Source organism: Oleisolibacter albus, assembly GCF_003336875.1.
Classification (GTDB): Bacteria; Pseudomonadota; Alphaproteobacteria; order Azospirillales; family Azospirillaceae; genus Niveispirillum; species Niveispirillum album.
In genome coordinates, this window is record NZ_QGNJ01000007.1 from 96,379 (window position 1) to 112,978 (window position 16,600).

18 protein-coding genes are annotated in these 16,600 nt (G+C 69.0%); 9 read left to right on the plus strand and 9 right to left on the minus strand.

The window, feature by feature from the left end; translation table 11 throughout:
* Positions 1-83 precede the first annotated feature (83 nt).
* On the plus strand, positions 84-1,016 hold the full coding sequence (locus DK368_RS11350) for a LysR substrate-binding domain-containing protein (protein WP_114394067.1): 933 nt from the start codon (positions 84-86) through the stop codon (positions 1,014-1,016).
* Positions 1,017-1,069: 53 nt separating this feature from the next.
* Here the strand turns inward: DK368_RS11350 and DK368_RS11355 are convergent, their stop codons facing one another.
* Positions 1,070-2,470, minus strand: a complete 1,401-nt coding sequence (locus tag DK368_RS11355) for a porin (protein WP_114394068.1) — start codon at positions 2,468-2,470, stop codon at positions 1,070-1,072.
* Positions 2,471-2,922: 452 nt separating this feature from the next.
* Here DK368_RS11355 and DK368_RS11360 point away from each other — a divergent pair, with 452 nt between their 5' ends.
* The 4 genes from DK368_RS11360 (at position 2,923) to DK368_RS11375 (ending at position 5,862) form a co-directional block, all read left to right on the plus strand.
* A complete protein-coding gene (locus tag DK368_RS11360; protein ID WP_205028170.1) occupies positions 2,923-3,951 on the plus strand; it encodes an ABC transporter substrate-binding protein in 1,029 nt (342 codons plus the stop codon).
* Between the two features lie 6 nt (positions 3,952-3,957).
* On the plus strand, positions 3,958-4,707 hold the full coding sequence (locus DK368_RS11365) for an ABC transporter permease (protein ID WP_114394069.1): 750 nt from the start codon (positions 3,958-3,960) through the stop codon (positions 4,705-4,707).
* Positions 4,676-5,446 (plus strand): ABC transporter ATP-binding protein, encoded by a 771-nt coding sequence (locus tag DK368_RS11370; RefSeq protein ID WP_114394070.1) that lies wholly within the window; start codon positions 4,676-4,678, stop codon positions 5,444-5,446. Before DK368_RS11365 ends, DK368_RS11370 begins: the two co-directional genes overlap by 32 nt.
* Positions 5,447-5,616: 170 nt before the next feature.
* Complete coding sequence (locus DK368_RS11375) at positions 5,617-5,862, plus strand: hypothetical protein (RefSeq protein ID WP_114394071.1); 246 nt, start codon at positions 5,617-5,619, stop codon at positions 5,860-5,862.
* A 38-nt stretch (positions 5,863-5,900) separates the two neighbouring features.
* Here DK368_RS11375 and DK368_RS11380 read toward each other — a convergent pair whose 3' ends face one another.
* From DK368_RS11380 to DK368_RS11390, 3 genes are all read right to left on the minus strand, one after another.
* Entirely contained in the window at positions 5,901-6,296 is a 396-nt protein-coding gene (locus tag DK368_RS11380; RefSeq protein WP_114394072.1) for a c-type cytochrome, read from the minus strand.
* 95 nt (positions 6,297-6,391) lie between these two features.
* Entirely contained in the window at positions 6,392-7,252 is an 861-nt protein-coding gene (gene fghA / locus DK368_RS11385; RefSeq protein ID WP_114394073.1) for an S-formylglutathione hydrolase, read from the minus strand.
* 10 nt (positions 7,253-7,262) lie between these two features.
* Positions 7,263-8,378 carry an S-(hydroxymethyl)glutathione dehydrogenase/class III alcohol dehydrogenase gene (locus DK368_RS11390; protein WP_114394074.1) on the minus strand — a complete coding sequence of 372 codons (1,116 nt, stop codon included), beginning with the start codon at positions 8,376-8,378 and terminating at the stop codon, positions 7,263-7,265.
* Positions 8,379-8,939: 561 nt separating this feature from the next.
* Between DK368_RS11390 and DK368_RS11395 the strand changes: the two genes are divergently transcribed.
* On the plus strand, positions 8,940-9,317 hold the full coding sequence (locus DK368_RS11395) for a hypothetical protein (RefSeq protein ID WP_240002456.1): 378 nt from the start codon (positions 8,940-8,942) through the stop codon (positions 9,315-9,317).
* A 36-nt stretch (positions 9,318-9,353) separates the two neighbouring features.
* On the opposite strand, the gene DK368_RS11400 is transcribed toward DK368_RS11395, so the two are convergent.
* On the minus strand, positions 9,354-10,169 hold the full coding sequence (locus tag DK368_RS11400; RefSeq protein WP_240002457.1) for a quinoprotein dehydrogenase-associated SoxYZ-like carrier: 816 nt from the start codon (positions 10,167-10,169) through the stop codon (positions 9,354-9,356).
* Positions 10,170-10,174: 5 nt separating this feature from the next.
* Entirely contained in the window at positions 10,175-11,086 is a 912-nt protein-coding gene (locus DK368_RS11405; protein WP_114394076.1) for a quinoprotein relay system zinc metallohydrolase 2, read from the minus strand.
* A 227-nt stretch (positions 11,087-11,313) separates the two neighbouring features.
* On the opposite strand from DK368_RS11405, the gene DK368_RS11410 reads away from it, so the two are divergent.
* Both DK368_RS11410 and DK368_RS11415 read left to right on the plus strand, forming a co-directional pair.
* Positions 11,314-12,606 carry an ABC transporter substrate-binding protein gene (locus DK368_RS11410; protein ID WP_114394077.1) on the plus strand — a complete coding sequence of 431 codons (1,293 nt, stop codon included), beginning with the start codon at positions 11,314-11,316 and terminating at the stop codon, positions 12,604-12,606.
* Positions 12,607-12,636: 30 nt separating this feature from the next.
* Positions 12,637-13,605 (plus strand): PQQ-dependent catabolism-associated beta-propeller protein, encoded by a 969-nt coding sequence (locus DK368_RS11415; protein WP_205028172.1) that lies wholly within the window; start codon positions 12,637-12,639, stop codon positions 13,603-13,605.
* An 11-nt stretch (positions 13,606-13,616) separates the two neighbouring features.
* Here the strand turns inward: DK368_RS11415 and DK368_RS11420 are convergent, their stop codons facing one another.
* The gene (locus DK368_RS11420; protein ID WP_114394079.1) at positions 13,617-14,102 is read right to left on the minus strand and encodes a DUF3280 domain-containing protein; all 486 of its coding nucleotides are present in this window, start codon (positions 14,100-14,102) and stop codon (positions 13,617-13,619) included.
* Positions 14,103-14,141: 39 nt separating this feature from the next.
* On the opposite strand from DK368_RS11420, the gene DK368_RS11425 reads away from it, so the two are divergent.
* Positions 14,142-14,741, plus strand: coding sequence for a hypothetical protein (locus DK368_RS11425; RefSeq protein WP_155524556.1), 600 nt, complete (start codon positions 14,142-14,144; stop codon positions 14,739-14,741).
* 53 nt (positions 14,742-14,794) lie between these two features.
* Here DK368_RS11425 and DK368_RS11430 read toward each other — a convergent pair whose 3' ends face one another.
* Both DK368_RS11430 and DK368_RS11435 read right to left on the minus strand, forming a co-directional pair.
* Entirely contained in the window at positions 14,795-16,099 is a 1,305-nt protein-coding gene (locus tag DK368_RS11430; RefSeq protein WP_114394081.1) for a quinoprotein dehydrogenase-associated putative ABC transporter substrate-binding protein, read from the minus strand.
* Positions 16,100-16,112: 13 nt separating this feature from the next.
* On the minus strand, positions 16,113-16,589 hold the full coding sequence (locus tag DK368_RS11435) for a c-type cytochrome (protein WP_240002458.1): 477 nt from the start codon (positions 16,587-16,589) through the stop codon (positions 16,113-16,115).
* Positions 16,590-16,600: the final 11 nt, after the last annotated feature.

A 16,600-nucleotide genomic window follows, 5' to 3' on the forward strand; every position in this document is an offset into this window, starting at 1 on the left:
GATTGATATGATAGTCTTCACCTATCGTCGGTCCGCCCCGCCGACATCCAGAATCCCCGCGGGCACCGGAAACCCGTTCTGCGATGAACCTTCGTGATCTGCGTTACCTGATCGCCGTGGCCGAGCACCGTCATTTCGGCCGCGCCGCCGAGGCCTGCCATGTCAGCCAACCCACCCTCAGCGGGCAGATCCGCAAGCTGGAGGAGGAGTTGGGCGTTATCCTGTTCGAGCGCACCAGCCGGCTGGTGGTGCCGACCCCGTTGGCGGAGTCCATGCTGGTGCATGCCCGTGCGTCGGTGGAACAGGCCGATGCCCTGCGCGAACTGGCCCGGGCCGGCCGCGATCCCTATGCCGGCCGCTTCCGCCTGGGCATGATCCCCACCCTTGCCCCCTACGTCATGCCCTGGCTGCTGCCGGCCCTGAAGCGCAGCCTGCCGGCCCTGCAGCCTGCGGTATGGGAGGATGTGACCGACAGCCTGATCGCCCGGCTGCGCCGGCATGAGCTGGACGGCATCCTGATCGCCAGCCCGCCGGAAGGGGAGGATCTGGCTGCGGCCCTGGTCTTCGAGGAACCGTTCCTGGCCGCCCTGCCGGCAGGCCAAGCGCTGGCGGCGCGGGCGACCCTGTCGGAGCAGGACCTGCTGGGTACGGACCTGCTGCTGCTGGCCGAGGGGCATTGCCTGCGCGACCAGGCACTGGCGCTCTGCGGCACCGCCCCGGCGGAGGGTGCCGATCTGCGGGCCACCAGTCTGGAGACGCTGCTGAACCTGGTGACGGCCGGCATGGGCAGCACCCTGGTCCCGGCCCTGGCCGTCCGCCAGCTGGCCCGCGAGCGTGGCGGGCTGGCCTTGCGCCCCGTGGAGGGCGGCCGGGCCAGCCGTGGCATCCGGCTGGCCGGGCGGACGGGATATCCCCGCCAGGCGTTGCTGGACCGGCTGGCGACTCTGCTGGCCGCCGAGGTGCCAAGCGATAGCGGTTGCCGGCCGGCCATTCCGGCCCCGCGAGTCCACGCCTGAGCCGGCCTGCGGCGGGCGAGCCCCCCACCCGCCGCAAGCCGGAGAGGATCCGGTCAGAAGAACAGGATGGCGCCCAGGGCGATGGTGTCGGACTCCGCCTTGTTGCCGCCATGGGCCTTGGCCGTGGTGTTGATGTATTCCCCGATCAGCGACACCCAATCGGTCAGGCCGTACTTCACCTGTCCGACCCAGGATTTGTTGACCTTGACCAGGGTCGGGTTGATCTCGCCACCGGTCAGATCCAGCCGGCTTTCGCCATAGCTGGCCCCCAGGGTGAGTTTGCGGAGCAGGGTGTAGGTGCCCTGGACATAGAAGCCGTCGCTATCGCGCTTGTTGCCGGCCGCATCGGTGGCCAGGATGAACAGACCCGTGGTGCCGATCCCCTCGCCCGTATAGTAATAGCCGGCCAGACTGGCATCCCCCAGGGTGACGCTGCCGCCCACATCGATGCCGCTGCCGCGGTAGCTGTCGAGGCCGCCCGTGGCATCGTGCTTCTGGGTGATGGCACTGGCCCACAGCTTGCCGGTGACGGCACCGGCCTTCAGCGCATAGGTGATTTCGCCCTGGAAGCCAGGCTGGCTGTTCTCCTCGTCCGTGCCCGCCGTCCGCAGGGGCTGGAACACGCCCACGGCCAGTTGCACCCCGGCGAAGCTGGGGGAGGTGTAGGTGATCTGCGGCTGGAAGTCGGTGTAGATGTAGCCGACGCCGATGCGGCCCAGCGAGGTGTTGCTGGGGGCGGCGTTGCCGGCCGCCGTGCCGATGGAGAGCAGGGTGATGTCGGTGAGGATGGCCTCCGACGCGAACAGGCCGATATCGCGGCCGATCTTGACCTCGCCCAGCTGCGGCTTGCCGAAGGTCAGATAGGTCTGGCGGAAGTCGATGCCCGACGTGGCCAGCGCCGTGGGATTGCCGGACGAATTGGCGCCGCCCTCGCCCCAGCTGACGCTGTCGATGCCGGGATACATGCCGAAATGGGCGCCCACGTCCCAACCATCCTGGGTCGTGGTCACGTCGAACTTCAGGAAGCCGGGCAACAGGCCGTTGCGCACCGACGAGGTATCTCCCCCGACATTGATGACGCCGCCGGTCACCGTCTTGGTCGGTCCCGGATCGTCGCCGCTGTCATGGACATAGAAGCCGTTGACCGACCCGGACAATTTCAGCTCGACCGCACCGATCTTGAGCCCGACACCCTTGTCGGTGGTACGGACGACGGTGGAATCCAGGGCGGTGGCCGTGGCCGGCGGCACCGCCGGTGTCCGTGCCGCTTCGACCCGACGCGCATCCTCCTCCGCTTTCCGCTGGCTGAGAGCGCGGTATTCCTGGTCGGTCAGGATTCCCTTGGTCCGCAATTGCTGCAACAGATCGTCGGTGGTGTCCGCCTGTGCAGACACGGCGGTGGTAATGGCGGCACCCAGGCAGGCGCCGGCCAGAAACAATCCCCGGACGTTCATTTCCTCTCCTCCCATGTCGGCGGGCCTGATTTATCATCAGCACCGCATAGTTTTTTGAGCAGACCGCAAAGTTTCTGCCAGCCACACCGAAGGAATGGCTGCGATCAGAACAGCATGCAGCGGAATGCTAGAGGCTTATATCGCCCCTCTATACAGGACTTTGGTTTTCGCTGCCCCTCTATGGCGACATGACAGGCGCCAGGGAAATGCCATACAGGTATTGCTTCACCGTCCATTTTTCATCCCGGATGGATATCTGCACTGCAACAGCGGGCGAAAACAGTGTGGCCGGCCCGCGTCTATTCCACCACAGCGGGGGACCGGGGCTGCCGCACTCCCACCGTCATTGACCCTTCGTCTAATATCGGCGGCGGTTCCCTCTCTCCTACGATAGGCTCGCGCTGCGGTGACGATGTGGATGGCAGACGGCCGGCAGCGGGTGGGAGAACGCCATGCGCCGTGCGATCACGCGCCCCGCATGCGAACAGGTGGCGCGTCGGCGGCTGCTGTCGGGCATGGCAGCCCTGGGCATGATGGCCGTAGCCGGGCGGGCCGGGCCGGTGCGGGCCGCCGACGCCAGCATCCGCGTCGGCATGCTGCCCTATGGCACCGTTCATTGGGAGCTGGAGACCATCCGGCGCCTGGGTCTGGACCGGGACAACGCCGTGGCCCTGTCACCGGTCGAGCTGGCCGGTCCCCAGGCCGGACAGATCGCGCTGCAGGGCGGCGCGGCCGACATCATCGCCAGCGACTTCCTGTGGGTGGCGCGGCAGCGCGCCGCCGGGATACCCCTGACCTTCATTCCCTATTCCAGTGCCGCCGGCGCGATGGTCGTGCCGGGCGGATCCCGCCTGTCCGGCATCGGTGATCTGGAAGGGGCCCGCATCGGCGTGGCCGGCGGGCCGTTGGACAAGGGATGGCTGCTGCTGAAAGCGGTCGCCGCCCGTCGGCACGGGCTGGATCTCGACAAGGCAGCCAGCCCGGTCTTCGCCGCCCCGCCCCTGCTGTCGCAGCAGTTGGAGGCCGGGCGGCTGGAGGCGGTGCTGACCTACTGGCATTTTGCCGCCCGGCTGGAGGCCAGGGGCATGCGTCAGCTGGTAGGGGTGCAGGACTTGGCCCGCGGGCTGGGATTGGAGGGGGATGTGCCGCTGCTGGGCTACGTGTTCCGGGAGGATTGGGCCCGCGCCAACCCCGATGCCATCGCCGGCTTCGCCACCGCATCCCGGCAGGCCAAGTCCGTCTTGCAACGGGACGACCGGGCCTGGACGGCGCTACGGCCGCTGATGGAGGCGGCAGACGACGCCACGGCCGTGCGTCTGCGCGACCGGTTCCGCGCCGGCATCCCGCAGCGCTGGGGGATGGCGGAACGTCAGCAGGCGGAGCGTTTATTCGCCCTGCTGGCCGACCTGGGCGGTCCGGCGCTGGTCGGCACATCTGGCCACATCCCCGACGGCACCTTCTGGCCACTGGACTGGGGCTGATCGGCCATGGCCCCATGGCACCGGACCCTGCTGTCCATCGCCGGATTCCTGATTCTGTGGGAACTGGCGGCACATCTGGCCGCCAGCCCGACCCTGCCGGGGCCGGGCGCGGTGGCCCGGGTCCTGACGGCGGAAACGGCCAGCGGACAATTGCCGTACCATCTGGGCGTGACCCTGGCGCGCGTGGCCGCCAGCTTCGCCCTGGCCATGTCCATCGGCACCGCCATCGGGCTGGCCATGGGCCGGTCGCGCAGCCTCAACGGGTTCCTGGACCCCTGGCTGGTGCTGGCGCTGAACGTGCCGGCGCTGGTGGTGATCGTGCTGGCCTATGTCTGGATCGGGCTGACCGAGGCCGCGGCCATCGCCGCCGTGGCCATCAACAAGATCCCCAACGTGGTGGTGCAGGTGCGCGAGGGTGCCCGCGCCGCCGACCAGGGCCTGCTGGACATGGCGCGGACCTACCGGCTGTCGTGGCTGGACACGCTGCGCCATGTGCTGCTGCCGCAGTTGCAGCCCTATCTGCTGGCCGCGGCGCGCAACGGGCTGGCCCTGATCTGGAAGATCGTACTGGTGGTCGAACTGCTGGGCCGCGGCAGCGGCGTCGGCTTCAAGATCCATCTGTTCTTCCAGCTGTTCGACGTGACCGGGCTGCTGGCCTATACCCTGGCCTTCGTGGCTGTGGCGCAACTGATCGAACTGGGCCTGCTGAGCCCGATGGAGCGACATGTCGGCCGTTGGCGCACCGCCCGCCCCTGAAAGACCGGCCCTGGATCTGAACATCGCCGAGAAGACCTTTCCCGGCCAGGGACGGCATGCCGTCCCGGTGCCGGTGGTGCGGGACCTGCGGCTGCGCGTCGGTGCGCGGGAAAGCGTGGCCCTGGTCGGCCCGTCGGGCTGCGGCAAGACCACGACGCTGGGCATCGTCGCCGGATTGGACCGGGCCTTCACCGGCACGGTTCAGGGGCCAGCGGACGGGCGGCTGGCCTGCGTCTTCCAGGAGCCGCGGCTGCTGCCCTGGCGCAGCCTGGCGCAGAATGTGGAGCTGGTGCTGCCGCCGGCCCGCCGTGGCGACGGCAGCGCCCGCTGCTGGCTGGAGCGCATGGGACTGGGCGAGGCAATGGCCCGCTATCCCGGGCAGGTCAGCCTCGGCATGCAGCGCCGGGCGGCGCTGGCACGGGCCTTCGTCACCGAGCCGAGCCTGCTGCTGCTGGACGAGCCCTTCGTGTCCCTGGACGGGCCGACGGCCCGGCGCCTGCGCCGGCTGCTGGTGGAGACCCTGGCCGAGCGCCCCTGTGCGGCCCTGCTGGTCACCCATGATCTGCGCGAGGCCATCACCCTGGCCGACCGCGTCCTGATCCTGTCACCGCGGCCGACCTGCATCCTGGCCGAGATCCAGGTCCCCGGCCGACGCGAGGAGCGCACCGAGACCGATGTGGAACGCCTGCGCCAGGACCTGCTCGACCGGCCGGAGCCCGCATTCCGGCTGATCGCCTGATACGGCCGGAACGGTGCCGGCCGCCCGACCGTTCGGATCGGCGCCTGACTTTTTTGCAATGCACAACGCCGCCGGCGCTGTGTACGCTATTATGCAGACCAAGTCCGGACCACCGGCACCCCTGGGAGGGGACCTCCAAACCCGTGTCCATCCCAGCCGGAGGCCGAGCCATGCTGACCGCCATCGTCCTTGTCTGCTCCCTGTCCGTGACCCCGGATCTGCAGGCCTGCACCCGCGACAATGCCGTAGGCGTGCTGCGGGTGCCGGAACAGTTTGCCGTACCCAGCGCCTGCCTGATGTCGGGCGGCGCCTACCTGGCCCAGACCGAGCTGGGGCGCCAGCTGGCGGCCGATGAGCGGGTCAAGGTGCTGTGCCTGCCCGATGACCGTGCAAAGCGTCCGCTGCGGGCAGGCTGACGGCTGCCGGACCGGCAGCCGTCGCATCGCGGTCCCGATCAGCCCTCGGAAGCCTTGTGCAGATAGGCGATGAGGTCGGCGCGGTCCTGGGCGTTGGGCACGCCGGGGAAGGCCATCTTGTTGCCGGGCAGGAAGGCCTGCGGCTTGGTCAGCCACTGGTCCAGCTTGTCCGGCGTCCACTCGAAGTTCGCCCCCTTCAGCGCGTCGGAGTACTTGAAGCCCTCCACCGCCGCGGTGTGACGGCCGAACAGGCCGTGCAGGTTCGGGCCGACCTTGTTCGGGCCGCCCTTCTCGATGGTGTGGCAGGCCTTGCAGCGGGCGAACACCTTCTCGCCCTTGGCGGCATCGCCGTCCTCGGCGACGGCGGCATGACCGGTCAGGGTCGCGGCCGCCAGCAGGCCGGCAAACAGCAGGGAACGCTTGAACTCCACCATGGCACCGTTGCTCCGGATCTGTTCGGGGGACGACGACGGTTGGTCCGCCGCCGGGGGAAAAGGACGGCGCCGCCCGGCCCTGGACGGCGCCATCATCAAACGACCGCCGCCGCGTGGTGGCGGAGATGGTCCTCGATCACGGTCTGGATAAAGAAATAACCGTGATCGTACCCCTCGTGCCGGCGCAGGGTCAGCGCCTGTCCGGTCTGGGTGCAGGCCTGTTCCAGCAGTTCCGGCCGCAGCTGTTCCTCCAGGAACTTGTCGGCCAGCCCCTGGTCCACCAGCAATGGACCGGGGAAGCGCCGGCCGGCCTGGAGCAGCGCCACCGTGTCATGCTCCGCCCAGACGCTGCGATCAGAACCGAGATAGGTGCCGAACGCCTTGTGGCCCCACGGGACCTGCGACGGAGCCACGATCGGCGCCAGGGCCGAAACCGAGCGGAAACGGCCGGGATGGCGCAGCGCCAGGGTCATGGCGCCATGACCGCCCATCGAATGCCCCATGATGGACAGACGATCCAGGTCGGCCGCGGGGAAGGATGCGGCCACCGTCCGCAGCAACTCGCCGGTGATGTAGCTTTCCATGCGGAAATTGGCCGCCCAGGGCTGCGCCGTGGCATCGAGATAGAATCCCGCTGCCTCGCCGAAGTCCCAGCTGTCGCGGATGCCCGGCAGGTCCAGTCCGCGCGGGCTGGTGTCGGGCGCCAGCAGCATCAGCCCCAGTTCCGCCGCCACCTTCTCCGCCGCCGCCTTGATGAGGAAGGTGGTCTCGTCACAGGTCAGCCCGGCCAGGTACAGCAGCACGGGAACCCTGGCTCCGGTCGCGGCCGCCTGCGGCGGCTCGAACACGCCGAATTTCATCGGCGTGCCCGTGCTGCTGCTGTCATGGCGGTAATAGCCCACCCAGCCGCCGTGGCAGCGGTGGCGGGAGATGGTCTCCACCGTCGTGGTCGCCATGGGCCCGTCCTCAGCTGTAGGTGACGACACTGCGGATCGACTTGCCCTCATGCATCAGGTCGAAGGCATGGTTGATCTGGTCGAGCGGCATCACATGGGTGATGAGATCGTCGATGTTGATCTTGCCGTCCATGTACCAGTCGACGATCTTCGGCACGTCGCGCCTTCCCTTGGCGCCACCGAAGGCCGACCCCTTCCAGACGCGGCCGGTGACCAGCTGGAACGGGCGCGTGCTGATCTCCTGCCCGGCGGCGGCGACACCGATGATGATGGACTGGCCCCAACCGCGGTGGCAGCACTCCAGCGCCTGACGCATCAGGTGGACATTGCCCACGCATTCGAAGCTGTAATCCACGCCGCCATCGGTCAGGTCGATGATGGCCTGGACCACCTTGTCACGGCCGACCTCGTCCGGATTGACGAAATGGGTCATGCCGAACTTGCGCGCCATCTCCTGCCGGGCCGGATTGATATCGACCCCGATGATCTTGTCGGCGCCGACCATGCGGGCGGCCTGGATGACGTTGAGGCCGATGCCACCCAGACCGAACACGGCCACATTCTCACCCGCCTGGACCTTGGCGGTGTTGATGACGGCGCCGATGCCGGTGGTCACGCCGCAGCCGATGTAGCAGACCTTCTCGAACGGCGCATCGGGGCGGATCTTGGCCAGCGCGATCTCCGGCAGCACCGTGTGATTGGAGAAGGTGGAGCAGCCCATATAGTGAAACAGGGGCTGGCCATTGAGGCTGAAACGGCTGGTGCCGTCGGGCATCAGGCCCTTGCCCTGGGTGGCGCGGATGGCGGTGCAGAGGTTGGTCTTGCCGCTGAGGCAGGATTTGCACTGCCGGCATTCCGGCGTGTACAGCGGAATGACGTGGTCGCCGGGCTTCAGGCCGGTCACGCCCGGCCCCACCTCCAGCACCACGCCCGCGCCTTCATGCCCCAGCACCGAAGGGAACAGGCCTTCGGGATCGGCACCGGACAGGGTGTAGGCGTCGGTATGGCAGATGCCGGTGGCCTTGATCTCCACCAGGACCTCGCCGGCCTTGGGGCCTTCCAGATCCACGTCGATAACTTCCAAGGGCTTCCCGGCCGCCAGGGCCACCGCCGCACGAGTCTTCATCTCTTCCCTCCACTCCTCTGGCACGCTGTTGTTCGTGGTTCTGACCGTCGGCGACCGCTGCGGGCACGGAACCCCGCTGGCAACGCCGGTCAGAGTCGTTCGATGATCCGGATGGAACGGGCATTGGCCCCGATGGGCAACCATCCGGGTGCGGACCGGGCGCATGGGTGTGGAACAGCGGGGCCGCTCACCCGCCGTGCCGGGGTCAATACAGGCAAGACGCGACCGGCGGCAAGCGCAGGACGCACCCTCCGCGATGATAGGGGCCGGCGGTGTGGGGACACGCAGCATCCTCCCTGATCCTGCTCTCGGCACCGAGGACGGTACCGGGCGTTTTCCTATTTCTGGGCCACGTTGTCGCAGCAGGCAAATAGCTAATTGCTATGTCCTGTTCAGCCCAGCCTATCGCGACGGGGCCATCCAGCCCGGCCCCCGGCCTTCACGCCGGCATGGATGGTTCCCATCCCCTGGTGGCATTGCCAGGGTCGGGCAAAGCTGCGCACCATGGCGGCCTTCATCAATGCGGCCACCATCAAGAAGAGGTCGCCCGGAGGAACCCCGATGCCCCTGTCCCCCAGGATCACCGCCGGCCTGCTGCTGGCCGTGTCAACCGCCGCCCTTTCTCCCGGCACAGGCCATGCGGCGGAACCAGTGCGCAACGACTATCCCACCGAAGCCCGGGTCGACTATGTGCTGGGCTGCATGGCCAGCAACGGCCAGGGCCGCGACGTGATGGGCAAATGCGCCTGCAGCATCGACATCATCGCCGGCCAGATCAGTTACGACGACTACACGGCCGTGGAAACGGCCATGGCCATGCAGCAGATGCCGGGCGAGCGTGCCGGCATGATGCGCGACGTGGGCTGGATCAAGGATCTGCTGGAGCGGTTCCGCCAGGCCCAGATCGAGGCCGACCTGGAGTGCTTCCCCCACAGATAGCCCGCTTGCCGACTGACGCTGATCCCGGCACCCGGGTCAGGACGGCCCGCCCGGTACCGGCCAGGACTGGCGGTAGACCTTGCCTTCGCTGTCGTGGGCGTCCACCTCCAGCGTACCGCCGGCGGCGTCGGGCACGAAGGCGAAATGCAGGCTGGGGTCCTCGCTCAGCGCGATATCGGTTTCCACCTCCGCCACGCTGCGGCCGTTGTAGCGGATGCTGACCTGCCGGACATAGTCGGCCGGGATGTAGGTACGCCCGATCTGGTCGAACTGCATGCCGGTGGCGTTGGGATGGCTGATGAGCAGTTGCGCCCGCACGGGCCGGCCTGGATGGATCTCCGCCGGCAGGTTCAGCTTCATGCGGCCGGCACGGGCGCGCGCCGCCTCCGGGTCCTTCAGGGCCGGGGCGGAGCAACCGCCGCTGGCCTTGATGAAGGTGGCGGTCTGGAGCAGGCGGCCGCTGGCCGTCTCCGCCACCGCATGCATCCAGGTATATTCATTGACGCGCACGCGCGTCTCCAGCCCGCCGGCCGGATCGGCCGCCGGCCCGAAGGTCAGGCTGTAGGCCCGCGGCACGGGATTGTCGTCGATGAAGAGATGCAGCCGGATCACCCGGTCGCCGCCGAGATCACCCAGTTGCACGCCCACAGGCACCAGCGCCGCATCGCCGGCCCGGGCCGGCGCCTGGAGCGACAGGGCCGCCCCCGCCGGTTCCGGGGTGCGGCCAGGGAAGCTCATCTCCACCACCGCCTGCCAGCGCTCCTGATCCGCCGGCGTCGGCCCCTCCTGCGCCGCCGCCGGCAGGGAGGAGACCAGGAGCAGTGCCGCGGCAGGGGACAACATCGTCTTCATGGCGTTCACTCCCATTCCAGTTCGGCGTAGGCCGCCGTTATCAGCTGCGGATGATAGGTCTCGAACAGCAGCCAGCGCGTCTTCGTCTCCGCCGCTGTGCGCGGCACCGCCTCGGCCAGACCGACACCCCGGCGCTGCAGGGTGCGCACCTCTTCCGCCACGGTGCGGAGATAGGTCCGCTGCGGCTCCAGCGCGGCGGGCCAGGGGCCGGGCGGACCGTGGCCCGGCACAACCGTTCGCGCCGGCACAGCCGCCAGATCATCCATGACCCGCAGCCAGCCCAGCAGGCTGCCATCCAGCGACGGGTGGCGGTCACGGAACAGCAGATCGCCGGTCCAGAGCGTGCCGGTGGCGGTGTCGAGCACGGTCAGGTCGTTGTTGGTATGGGCCGTGGGCCAGGCGGTCAGGCGCAGCACCCGGCCACCCAGATCGAGATCGCGGCTGTCCGTCACGGCGATGTCGACCGGCAGGACCGCGGGGACCTCATCCCCGGCGGTCCGGCTGTCGGCCTGACGCGCCCTATAGGTGTCGAAGCGGGCGGCCAGGGCGGCCGGCAGCCGGCCATGGGCAACAAGGGATGTCCCCGGATCACGGAAGGCGGCATTGCCCAGCACATGGTCCGGATGCATGTGGGTGTTGATGACATAGCGGACCGGCAGGTCCGTGCGCTGGCGGATGGCGGCCAGCAATCCCCGCCCCAGCACCATCGAACCGCCACTGTCGATGACGGCCACCGCCGCACCGCCGACGATGAAGCCGATATTGGCGATGTCACCGCCATTGGCCGCTGTCGCATCCTCCTGACGCCCTTGATGCAGGAAGACGCCGGGCGCCACCTCCGTCACCGGCAGCGGATCGGCGGCCCGGACCGGCAGGGGAAGCAACAGGCAAGCCAGAAGCAGCAGTCCTGATCGCATGGGGCCGGTCCCGGATGCGGGGGAACGGCCTTTATCCTGCCCCGCGGCACCGCCCCCTGTCCCCCGGCCAAAGGGCATGGCCCCGCCCCCAGCCATGCGGATAGGGGGCGGCCTTTTTCGGCGGGATGGGTACGCAGGGTCTTGCCGCCGCCGCCGAAGCCCCGCACTGTTCCGGGAAAGACAACAGACCGACGGGCGGCACAGCCCGCGGTGGGAGGATGTCCGGCATGTGGAGACGGCGGCAGGACCCGGACCGGGCCGCCCCGGAGGCCGCCCTGGGGGCGATCCTGGCGGCTGTGCTTGCCATTCTGGCCCTGATCGGGCCGGCACCGGCCTGGGCGGCAGAAACGGCAGCGGCGAAGGAACCGGCGGGGGCGGCACCGGCGGAGCCGATGCACGTCATCGTCGGCTATCTGGGCCAGGAGGAGGTGCCGCGCCAGCCGCTGAGCTTCCTGGAGCCGGAACTGCAGGACGAGGGCGTGCAGGGCGCCCGGCTGGGCATCGCCGACACCAATACCACGGGACGCTTCCTGAACCAGCGCTTCGACCTGGTGGAAGCGGTCATCCCGCGGAACACGGACCCTGCGGTCGCCATCGCCGCGCAGATGCAGGCCCTGGCCGACAAGGGAGTCAGGCTGCTGGTGGCGGACCTGCCGGCCGAGCGGCTGGTGCAGGCACTGGACCAGCCGGCAGCCGGGGGCATGCTGGTGCTGAACGCCCGCGCCCCCGACGACAACCTGCGCAACGAGGCCTGCCGGCCCAACCTGCTGCACACCATACCCAGCCGGCGCATGCTGGCCGACGCCCTGGCCCAGTATCTGGTGTGGAAACGCTGGACGCGCTGGATGCTGGTGGCCGGCAGATACCCGGAGGATCTGGCCTATGCCGAGGCCCTGCGCCGGGCGGCGAGGAAATTCGGAGCGAAGATCGTCGAGCAGAAGAGCTGGACTTTCGAGGAGGGAAACCGCCGCGCCGATTCCGGCCATACCACGGTGCAATCGCTGGTGCCGACCATGACGCAAGGGGCCGACCACGACGTCCTGGTGGTGGCCGATGAGCGCGACATCTTCGGGGAGTACCTTCCCTTCCGCACGGCCGAGCCGCGGCTGGTGGCCGGAACCCAGGGGCTGGTGCCCACCAACTGGTCGCGGGTGCATGAGCAATGGGGCGCCACCCAACTGCACAGCCGGTTCGAGAAACTGGCCGGGCGCTGGATGACGCCGCGCGACCATGCGGCCTGGGTGGCGGTCCGGGCTGTGGGCGAAGCCGCGACGCGTACCCGCTCCGCCGATCCGGAACAGCTGAGCCGCTTCATCACCGGCCCGGACTTCACCCTGGCCGCCTTCAAGGGACAGGCGTTGAGCTTCCGCCCCTGGGACGGGCAGCTGCGCCAGCCCGTGCTTCTGGCGGGACCGCGCATGCTGGTGTCCGTGTCGCCGCAGGACGGGTTCCTGCACCGGGTCACGACCCTGGACACGCTGGGCGACGACCAATCCGACAGCCGCTGCACGCGGCAATGACAAACCAAGCCGGGAGGAATCATGGGGAGAATGCGGGCCGGACTGGCCGTGGCGCTGGGGGTGCTGACCATCCTTCCGGGAGGTGGTGCCGCGGCCTACAGCGTCTATGTCTCCAACGAGCGGTCGAACACGGTGGCCGTGGTCGATCCGGAAACGCTGACGGTCAGCAAGACCATCCCGGTCGGGCGCCGCCCGCGCGGCATCACCTTCAGCCATGATTACAAGCATCTTTATGTCTGCGTCGGCGACGACGACCGGGTGGACGTCATCGATACGGCCAGCGGCACCGTGGTGGACAGCCTGCCCTCTGGCCCCGACCCGGAACTGTTCGTGCTGCACCCGCAGAAGCCCGTCCTCTACATCGCCAACGAGGACGACAACATGGTCACCGTGGTCGATACCCAGACCCGGCGCGTGCTGGGCGAGATCCAGGTGGGGGTGGAGCCGGAGGGCATGGGCATCAGCCCGGACGGCACCGTGCTGGTCAACACCTCCGAAACCACCAACATGGCCCATTTCATCGACACCACCAGCCTGCAGATCACCGACAATGTGCTGGTGGATTCCCGGCCGCGGGTGGCCCAGTTCACGCCCGATGGCCGCCATGTCTGGGTGTCGTCCGAGATCGGCGGTACGGTCAGCGTCATCGACATGCAGACCCGGCAGGTGGTCCACAAGATCGGGTTCGAGGTGCGCGGCGTGCCCAAGGAGGCCATCCAGGCCGTGGGCATCGAGCTGACGGCCGATGGCAGCACCGCCTTCGTCGCCCTGGGTCCATCCAACCGGGTGGCCGAGGTGGATCAGAAGACCTATGCGGTGCGGCGCTACCATCTGGTGGGGCAGCGGGTATGGAATCTGGCTCTGTCGCCGGATGGCAAGCGGCTCTACACCACCAACGGGGTCAGCAACGATGTCTCCGTCATCGATGTGGCGGCGGGCAAGGTCATCAAGAGCCTGCCGGTGGGGGATTCCCCCTGGGGCGTGGCGGTGAAGCCATGAGGATGCCTCGTCTATCCTGCTTCTGTCAGCCCCAACCGGTGCCGCGCCAGCCAGCGGATGCCGTGCAGCCAAGCGGCATCATTGTCACCGCGGATGTCGGCGATGCCCACGGCCACCTTTGCACCGTCCGCCACGCGGACGGCCTGGATCTGGACGCTGAGGATCAGGGTGCTGACCTTGTGCACCTGGGCGGTGAAGACCGTGTCAGCCCCCAGCGACCGGCCCAGATCACGTTCGCAGCCATTGCAGCCATGGGACGGGCGCTGGTCGGCGATCGGCCCGGCCAGAGGGGCCGTATCCACCAGATCATAGGCGGCGGACGCCGCCACCAGCCGGCGCAGCTCATCCGTGGCCAGGGCGATGCGCGCCTGCTGGGCGGGGTTGGTCCCCTCCCCGCTGGTGTCGAGCAGATCGACGGGAAACACTGCGGCCTTCTGCGCCGCCGCGGCCCGATGCGGCAGGACCACCAAGGCCAGGGCCAGGGCGACGGAAGCCACCGCGGCCCAGGGCGCCTGGGCGGCTTGGGCCTGAGCGGTTTGGGCCTGAGCGGTTTGCTGCTGGCGGCGGGGCTGCTGGCGGGGCCGGCCCAGGCCCAGCCCCGGGGCGGGCGCGACCCTGACTTCCCCTGCGTCCAGGTGCTGGTGCCCAGCCTGTCCCCCGGACAGATCTGGAGCGGGCCGCCCGTCGACGACATTCCGGCCGGCGCCTGGACCAGCGACACCGAGGTGCGGCGGCTGGTGGAGATGGCCGGCGACCGCCGGGTGGGAACCGAGGCGCTGACGAGCGAGATCGACCGCTTTGCCGGCACCACCAAGGACGGAAACCGGCTGGTGCTGCTGTTCGCCGGCGTGTTCGAAACCCTCCAGGCCGAGCGCGGCCAGTCGCTGGACGCCATCCGCCGCTATGCCCAGGGGCAGCGGCAGATGCTGGACCGTATCGCCGCCCGGCTGCGCGACCAGCAGGACCTGTCCGCCGACGATCCCCGCCGGGCCGAGATCGCGGACGCCATCGCCTGGGACCGCCGCGTGCTGGAGGACCGGCGGCGCATGCTGCCCCCCCTGTGCGAGCGGCCCGCCCTGCTGGAGCGGCGGCTGGGCGCCGTGGCCCGCACGCTGGCCGCCCATCTGCCGCCCTGAGTGGGAGGCTCCCAGGTCCAGGCTTGTAAGGACGCGTGTGTGGACGGCACCGGTCATCCCTGCGGACCGCCGTCCAGCGGCGGTACCGGGACCAGCGGCTGGCGCGCCTCGGCCCAGCCATCGACGCCGTCGGGATACCAGAGAACCCGGCTGTACCCCCAGTCCAGTGCCCGTTTGGCCGCGTTCCAGGACATCCAGCAGTCACGCTTGCAGAAGATCAGCAGCGGTGTGTCGCTGCGGCCGCCGGTCAGCCGCTGCAGACCCGCACGGAAATACTGCTCCTGCGCGGGGGTGAGGTCGCCATGGCCCACATCGGGCAGCCAGGCGGCACCGGGGATGCTGTCATGCGGACGCGGCAACCAGCCGTCATCGCGACCGGCCGGCCGCTGTTCCGCCGGCAGCACGTCCAGCAGCACGGGCTTCTGCTCCGCCGCCAGCAGACGGACCACATCGGCCGTGGCCAGCACAGTGGCACCCGTCAGCGTTTCCGGCACCGGGGCGCGGTAGTCGGATTTGCGGTACTGCGCCGGCTCCGCCGGCCGGGCCTGCAGCAGCCGCCCGTCCCGGTCCAGCAGCGGCACGCCATACCCGGCCAGCAGCGCATCGATGCGGGCTTGGTTCTTGGAAATCCAGCCATTCAGCCAGTGTTTCCAGTCCGGCTCGTCGGGGCGGATGCCCATGGAAATGGTGAAGGACAGGCGCGTGCCGGCGGCATCCGCCACCAGCGGCACCACGGTCAGCGGGACCTTCTGCTGCTTGGCCCAATAGCCGGCCAACGGCCCCCAGATCACGGCGGCATCGGTGGTGCCGGCGGCCACATCCTCGATGGCGGCGCGGGCCGGCTGATAGGCGCGGGTGTCCACCGCCAGCTGATAGGGCTCCACATTGGTCAGGCCGTAGCGCACCAGCAGATCCACCGGCGGCGTCTGCGACACCACGCCGATGCGCGTGCCTTTCAGGGCCGGATCGGCCAGCGATGTGGCGGTCAGGCCGGACTCGGTGCGGTACACCAGCGCATAGACCGAGCGGTAATAGGGATTGGTGTTCTGCATCAGCTGCTCGCCCGAGGCCGTGCCCAGGACCAGATCGCAGCGCCGCGCTGCCAGGGTGTTGCGGACGAAGCCGATGCTCTGGGGGAACCACGTATAGGCGATGGGGATGCCGAGATCGGCGGCGATCATCTCCGCCAGCTTGTTCTCGAAGCCCTGCCCTTTCTCGTCGCTGTAGGGCAAGGCGTTGCCGTCGGCACAGATGCGGAGCGTGTCGCGTCCGCTCTGCTCCACGGCGGCAGCCAGGGGCGCCGCGGAGCCGGCCCATGCCAGCCCCGCCAGCAGCAGCAGGGGCAAAGCCTTGCGCATGCCAGTGCCCCTTTCAGTTGCTGAGACGCTCGGGCCGGCCACGCTCGACCTTGCCGTCGGAGCGGGCCTTGAGATAGCGGTAGATATCGTCCAGATGGTCCATGACGTTGGGATCGGTGCCGAAGCTGGGCATGACCCGGTCGCCGGTGGCGCCGGCCACCTTGCGGCCGTTCACCACCACATCGGTGAAGGTCCAGAAATCCAGCTTCTTCAGCGATTCCGTCAGGGCCGGGGCGAAGCTGCCGCCCAGCCCGTCCGGCCCATGGCAGACATGGCAGGAGGCATGATAGCGGCGGAAGCCGTTGTAGGTGCCCGGATCGACCTTGCCATTGTCCGCCTTGTAGGTGGGAATGCCTTCGGCATCCACCAGAGGTGCAGGCTGCGGTGCAGGGCCGCTGGGCGCGGCCGCCGTCAGCAGGGCAGCGGTCAGCAGCAATGTCGCCGTCAGCGTAAGCCGGCGCAGACCGCGCCGTTGAACCAGTCGCGTCACCAGGAACTCCT